The following is a 6493-nucleotide window of genomic DNA, read 5'->3' as shown; positions in this document are numbered from 1 at the left end:
TCTCCCCCTCAAGGGGGGAGATTGGCAGCTTTGGGGCCGGCCTTCACCTTGCAACGTTGAAAATTGGCGAAAACAGTGACGACGGCCAATCTCCCCACTTGAGGGGGAGATGTCCGGCAGGACAGAGGGGGGCGCCATAGAGCGTCGACCTTGAACCGCCCTCACCCCTGATGCGCTGCGGCCAGTTCTTTCACGTGTTTTTCGTGCATCTGCAGCGTCGGCAGGGTTTTCTTGGCGAATTCCTTCATCGCCGGGTCGTCGCCGGATTGCGCATAGCCGCTGAACAGCGCCACGGCTTCCTTGTGGGCGTTGGTCTGCATCTCGATGTATTTGGCCTGGAACTGATCGCCGCTGGCGCCCTTTAATTCATCGAGCATCTTCTGCTCCTTGGGCTGCAGGGCTGGACCGGACGGTGCGGTGGCAGAGGTTGTCTGGCCCTGGGCAAGCGCCGCCTTGAATTCCTCGCCGGCCTTGGTGTGGTCGGCGATCATCTGTTTGGCGAACGCCTTGACGTCGGCATCGGTCGCCTTCTGCTCGGCGAGCTTGCTGGACTCGATCTCGAACTCATTGGCGCTCGGCACCGTCTTGATGAAGGTCGAAGTGTCGACCTTCGTCGTCGTAGCGAGCGGCGTGGTCGTGGCGGTCGTGTTCGACTGGGCAAAGGCCGGCGCGCCGGCAAGCAATGCTGCTGCGGTCAGAATGGTAAGCGTTTTCATGGCATGTCTCCGGTTGGAATTGTCCCTCGGACAATCCAACGTCGCTTGGGCACTCCGGTTGCAGCTCTTGAGGAAGAAGCCTGCGCATGTCGCCTCAATTGCCCCACCGTATCCGTGCCGGACTCGAACGCTCGCCGATGCCCTCGTTCGAGCCAGCCCATGGGACTCATGTTCCGAAAACTGAAACGCGGCGGCTGGCCAGAGCTGCCTTTCAGTGGCAACACGCCTCGCCATATTGCAGCTGCTCGTTCCAGTTCGGGCGGCCTTCCGGCGTGAAATCCATCAGGTTCCACAGCGTTTCGCAGGTGCCGAGGCTGCGCGGATCCTGGCCCGGCTCCGTCGGCGCGAAATCCAGTTCCGAACTCCAGAAATGGCGTATGCCCTCGCCGTCGCGGTGAAACACCGACAGCAGCGGGATCTGTGAGCCGTCGGCCGCCTCCGCATTGTAGTCGCGCTTGAAGCTGTTGGAAGCCGAAGACACCAGCCGCATGTTGCGCCAGCCCCGGTCGAGGCCGAGCGTGACCAGGTTTTCGAGCGCGGTCTTGCCCACCACCGCGAAATTGAAGCCGGCGGCCTGGAGATGCCCGACCGCGCCGTCGAACTGGTCGAGCAGCGCCGTGCAGGACGGGCATGGCTGGTCCTGCCGGGCGAGCTTCGCCGTGCCGCCGCTGGTCGCCACCTCGCGCTTTTCCTGCGGATGGCGCGGGAACATCATGTTGTAGAGGATGAGCGAGTCCTTGCCGGGCGCGAACAGCTCCGACAGCTTTATCTTTGCAGGCCTCCCATCGCCGTCCAGCCCGTCGAATTCATAGTCCTGGCGGATCAGCCCGCCCGGCGGCAACGCGCGCCGGGCCTCGGCGACCTCTTCCATGGCGCGGCGCAGCTCGATTTCCTTCTTCAGCAATTTTTCGCGCGCGGTGCGGTATTTGGCGGATTCATTGGGAAAGGTGATCATGATCGGCTCCTTCAAGTCGCGGCGCCGGCGTCCCGGCGCGGTTGCTCTGCGACCCAAGGACGTTCGGCAGCGATCGGTCCCGACATTTATTGCGCATGGTGAGATGTCGTAATACCTGTTCGGGCAGCGTGATCCGGGGAACAACATGCACGACGGCGAGATCGATCTGCGCTGCCCGCAAGTGGTGGCCGACAATGCCGCCAAGGGCCTCAGGCTGCGCGGCGAGTTCGGCCGTGGCGGCACCGAGATCGGCGTCGCCCGAGCCACCGAGCTGAAGAACCGGGAAAAGCTCGCGCCCTCCACCATCCGCCGCATGGTCAGCTATTTCGCCCGCCACGAGATCGACAAGCGCGGCAGGAACTACGGCAATGAGCAAAACCCTTCGGCCGGTTATATTGCCTGGCTGCTGTGGGGCGGCGACGAAGGCCGCGCCTGGGCGCTGGAGCTTAAGCAGAAGATCGGCAACGCGCCGGACATCTGAGGACTCGTCCCTCACCCCTTGACCCCGCCCGCGGTGAGGCCGGAGACGATTTTGCGCTGGAAGATCAGGACCAGCACCACCAGCGGCACCGTGACGATCACCGAGGCGGCCATGATGTTGCCCCATGGGATCTCGAACTGCGAGTTGCCGGAGAGCAGCGCGATCGCCACCGGCACGGTCCGCTGTGCGTTGTTGGAGGTGAAGGTCAGGGCAAACAGGAACTCGTTCCACGCGCCGATGAAGGCCAGCAGGCCGGTGGTTGCCAGCGCCGGCCACATCAGCGGCAGGAAGACCCGGGTGACGATGATCCACGGCGTCGCGCCGTCTAGGATCGCCGCCTCCTCGACCTCGACCGGCAGGTCCCGGACGAAGGTGGTGAGCACCCAGACGGTGAACGGCAAGGTGAAGATCATGTAGGAGAAGATCAGCGCGAACAGCGAATTGTAGAGGCCGAACAGGCGGACCAGTTCGAACAGCCCGGCCAGCAGCGCCACCTGCGGGAACATCGAAACCGACAGGATGATGAACAGCAGGGCCGAGCGGCCGCGGAATCGAATGCGCGCCAGCGCATAGGCCGATGTGACGCCGAGCAACAGCGAAAGGGCAACCACCGCGCCGGAGACGAACAGCGAGTTCAGCAAGTTGCGCACGAAGCTGCCTTCGGTCAGCACATTCCGGTAGTTGGCGAGGCTGATCGTCGTCGGCCACAGATCGGCCCGGAACAGCTCGGTCCCCGATTTCAGGCTGGTGACGATGGCGTAATAGAACGGAAACACCGCGACGAAGACGATGACCGCGACCAGCAGGTAAAAGGCCGTGCGCTTCACGATCCACATGTCAGCGGCCTCCGTCCAGGCTGATCCGGCCGATCCGGATGGTGACGATGGTGAGCAGAGCGAGGATCAGGAAAAGCAAGGTCGAGGCGGCGGAGCCATAGGCGAACTTGTCGAACTCGAACAGGTTCTCGCGGGCGAACACCGACATCGACTTGGTGTGCACATTGTTGGGCGTCAGCACATAGATCAGGTCGAAGATGCGCAGCGCATCGAGCGCGCGGAAGATCACGGCCACCATCAGCGCCGGGCGGATGAGCGGCAAGGTCACCCGCCAGAAGATCTGCCAGGGGTTGGCGCCGTCGAGCCTGGCGACCTCGATGATCTCCCTCGGCAGCATCTGCAGCGCGGCCAGGATGAGCAGCGTCATGAATGGTGTCGCCTTCCAGATATCGACGATGAGGACGGCCGCCATCGCCGTGTCGGCGTTGGCCGTCCAGGCGATCTTGGTGCTGATCAGGCCGAGGTTGAGCAGCACGACATTGATGATGCCGAACTGGTCGTTGAGCATCCATTGCCACATCTTCGCCGAGACGATCGTCGGGATCGCCCAGGGGATCAGGATCGCTGCCCTGACGACGCCGCGGCCGGCGAATTCCGCGTTGAGAACCAGGGCAACGATGGTGCCGAGGATGGTTTCGCAGGTCACCGAAATCACCGTGAAGCGCACCGTGTTCCAGACCGCGCGCCACCAGACCGGATCGACCAACAACCCGTCATAGAGGGTCCGGCCGCTCGGCATGTGCAGTACCGAGAAGTAATTGGCGAAGCCGACCCATTTGCGCGCGTCGAGGTCGGCCAGCGAGGCGTCGGTGAAGCTGAAATAGACCGTGCGGGCAAGCGGCCAGCCGGCCGCCGCGGCGAGCACCAGCAGCATTGGCGCCAGGAAAAGCCACGCCGAGCGAACGCGCTGCGCCGTCAACGGCGCTGGCCGACGACGAACAGCCTGTGTCTCCGACGCCGCACGGGCGTCGGTCCCTGTCGGCACTGTGGTCACCAGCCGTTGCCCTTCAGCTTGGTCAGCATCGCTTCGAGGTCGCCCAGATTGTCGGCGGCGGTGCCGTCGCCCGACAGCGTGTTGTGAACGGCGTTCCAGAACTGGCTCGAGGCCTCGTTGTATTTGATCCTGGCCGCGGCCGACGGGCGCGGCACCGCATTGAGAAATATCTGCTTCCAGCGCGGAATAATCGGCTGCTCCCTGGCAATGTCGGCATCGTCATACAGCGCCTGGATGGTCGGCAGGTTGGACGTCTTCAGCGCGCGGTATTTCTGCATCGCGGGCGAAGCGATGAACTTGACCAGCCCGATCGCGGCATCCGGATGCTTCGAATGTTTGGAGACGGCGAGATTCCAGCCGCCCAGGGTCGCGACCGGGCGCGCGCCCTCGCCCGTGCCGGCCGGCAGCGGTGCCACGTCGAACTTGCCCTTGATCGGCGAGCCCTCGCCGTTGCCGAGCGCATAGGCATAGGGCCAGTTGCGCATGAACACCGCATTGCCGGTCTGCCAGACGCCGCGCGATTCCTCTTCCTGGTAGGCGAGTACGCCGGGCGGTGCGATGGTCCCGACCCAGCCCTTGATCATATCGAGCGCCGCCGCCGCTTGGCTGTTGTTGATGGAGATGGAGCCGTCCGGCTCGATGATCTGGCCGCCGCCATTCGACATCACCCATTCGAGCGCGTCGCAGGTCAGTCCCTCATAGGCGTTGCCCTGGAAGACGAAGCCCCAGATATCCCGATTGCCGGCCGCACGCTCCTTGTCCATGACCAGCTTGGCGGTGTCTGCCAGTTCCTCCCAGGTGGCCGGCACCTTGGCGCCGTATTTGTCGAGGAGATCCTTGCGGTAATAGAGCGCCGGCGCATCGGTGAAGATCGGCAGGGCGACGAGCTTGCCATTGACGGTCTGCGACTGGATGATCGACGGGAAATGCTCCGCTACGATGTCCTTGGTCGCCGCGGTCAGATCCACGAGCTGGCTGGCGAGCTGCGGCGCCCAGATCACGTCCGTCTGGTAGACGTCGATGTCGCTGTTGCCCGCGGCGAGCCAAAGCCGGTACTGGCCGAACTGGTCGGTCCCGGACGTCGGCATGACGACGATGCTGACCTTGTTGCCGCTGTCTTTCTCATAGCGGTCGAGGATCTCGCGCAGCACCTTGATGCCGTCGCCAGTATCGCCCGACACGATCGACAACTCGACGGCCCGCGCCGGCGTACCAACCAGCATGGCGGCGATGCCGAGCGCCAGGAATGCGGGGAAAAGCTTCATGGTGGGTGGATGTCCCTCCGCAGCCGGCCACGGAAATGCTCCCACCCGCCGGCAGCTTGTCAGGCCCTCACCTCCCATTGAATGCGAAGCGGCGCTTTGGGTTCCCAAATCGCGCCGTTCCTGCGTGAGGCGACACCCATCAGGGTGTGTTGAGATTCAGGTCAGGCCGAGTCGAAAATGGTGGTTTCCGAGAACCGGAGCGGAGCGTACTTTTGGGTACGTGAGCACCGGAAGCGCAGGAAGCCATCATTTGCAGGCCGACCTCACCTGAATATCAGCACACCCTAGCCTTCCCAGGCGACAGGCATCATGCCCAGCCGCTCATAGAGCCGGACGGCGGCGGGATTCTCGACCGTGTTCGTCTTGAGGTCGACATGATCGGCGCCGCGTTCGCGAAAAACGGCGAAGGCGTGCCACATCAGCGCTTCGGCAACGCCCTTGCCGCGAGCCTCGGGATGAACGGCTAGATCCTTGACGAAGGCGCGGGTCCAGCACAGTGCCGCTGCCGCCAGCCGGCCCTTGGCGTCGATGACGAGGAAGCACAGTGCCGGGTCGAATTCGGGATCGTCGGCGATGCGCGGCCACCACTCATCGAACGGACCGTCGGCGCCGTCATCGAACACTTCGGTCAAAAGCGCATGCAGGACGGGCGCGTCCCCGGGCTCGAAGCTGCGCATGACAAAACCCTCCGGCCAGTGCGGCGGAACCAGCGTCTCGTCGAGGATTTTGCGCAGCCGGATGTCGTTGAGAGCCGGCGGGCGCGGTTCAGGCATCGCGCTCAGGCGTCGGGCTGCAGGCGACGGCGCTGGCGGTCGCGGCCAAGGCCGGTCGCCTCGAGCAGGCCCTTGCGCTTGGCGTCGTAATAATAGCCGGTCTGGTAGAGCCAGTCGGCCTTCTTGGCGTTGCCGCCGGCCACCAGCCAGGCGCCGCGCAGATATTTCACCGCGTATTTCAGATTGGTTTCGGCATCGAACAGGCCCTTGGCCGGCCCGTCATAGCCCATGCCGCGCGCCGTCGCGTGTTTGATCTGCATCAGCCCCCAATGGCCGTTGTTGTAGGCTTTCGGGTTGAAGGTGCTCTCGCGGTTGACGACATGGCGCACCAGATCCACCGGCACCTGATAGATCGCCGCATATTTTTCGATCAGCCGCTCGACATCGCCACGCAAGCCCGTCGTGTGTTCTTCCGTCGGCCCGACGGGACCCTGCACCAGGGCCGCCGGGTTCTGCGGCACGACATAGGCGCT

At 64.0% G+C, this 6493-nt stretch carries 8 protein-coding genes; 1 reads left to right on the top strand and 7 read right to left on the bottom strand.

Annotation, left to right across the window (positions count from 1 at the left end; translation table 11 throughout):
• Positions 1-161 precede the first annotated feature (161 nt).
• Complete coding sequence (locus EOD15_RS25895; RefSeq protein ID WP_127321344.1) at positions 162-716, bottom strand: DUF4142 domain-containing protein; 555 nt, start codon at positions 714-716, stop codon at positions 162-164.
• Between the two features lie 211 nt (positions 717-927).
• Complete coding sequence (locus tag EOD15_RS25890) at positions 928-1671, bottom strand: DUF899 family protein (RefSeq protein WP_164749022.1); 744 nt, start codon at positions 1669-1671, stop codon at positions 928-930.
• A gap of 145 nt (positions 1672-1816) precedes the next feature.
• Between EOD15_RS25890 and EOD15_RS25885 the strand changes: the two genes are divergently transcribed.
• Positions 1817-2152, top strand: coding sequence for a hypothetical protein (locus tag EOD15_RS25885; RefSeq protein ID WP_127321345.1), 336 nt, complete (start codon positions 1817-1819; stop codon positions 2150-2152).
• 11 nt (positions 2153-2163) lie between these two features.
• Here EOD15_RS25885 and EOD15_RS25880 read toward each other — a convergent pair whose 3' ends face one another.
• From EOD15_RS25880 to EOD15_RS25860, 5 genes are all read right to left on the bottom strand, one after another.
• The gene (locus EOD15_RS25880; RefSeq protein ID WP_127321346.1) at positions 2164-2988 is read right to left on the bottom strand and encodes a carbohydrate ABC transporter permease; all 825 of its coding nucleotides are present in this window, start codon (positions 2986-2988) and stop codon (positions 2164-2166) included.
• A gap of 1 nt (position 2989) precedes the next feature.
• Positions 2990-3862 carry a sugar ABC transporter permease gene (locus EOD15_RS25875; RefSeq protein WP_245463768.1) on the bottom strand — a complete coding sequence of 291 codons (873 nt, stop codon included), beginning with the start codon at positions 3860-3862 and terminating at the stop codon, positions 2990-2992.
• A gap of 116 nt (positions 3863-3978) precedes the next feature.
• Positions 3979-5247 (bottom strand): ABC transporter substrate-binding protein, encoded by a 1269-nt coding sequence (locus tag EOD15_RS25870; RefSeq protein ID WP_127321347.1) that lies wholly within the window; start codon positions 5245-5247, stop codon positions 3979-3981.
• Positions 5248-5531: 284 nt separating this feature from the next.
• A complete protein-coding gene (locus tag EOD15_RS25865) occupies positions 5532-6020 on the bottom strand; it encodes a GNAT family N-acetyltransferase (protein ID WP_127321348.1) in 489 nt (162 codons plus the stop codon).
• A 5-nt stretch (positions 6021-6025) separates the two neighbouring features.
• A partial coding sequence (locus EOD15_RS25860; protein WP_148129641.1) for a lytic transglycosylase domain-containing protein occupies positions 6026-6493 on the bottom strand: 468 nt, incomplete at its 5' end.

Source organism: Mesorhizobium sp. M7A.T.Ca.US.000.02.2.1 (genome assembly GCF_003996995.1).
GTDB lineage: Bacteria > Pseudomonadota > Alphaproteobacteria > Rhizobiales > Rhizobiaceae > Mesorhizobium.
This window is presented reverse-complemented; position numbering and strand designations above follow the sequence as displayed.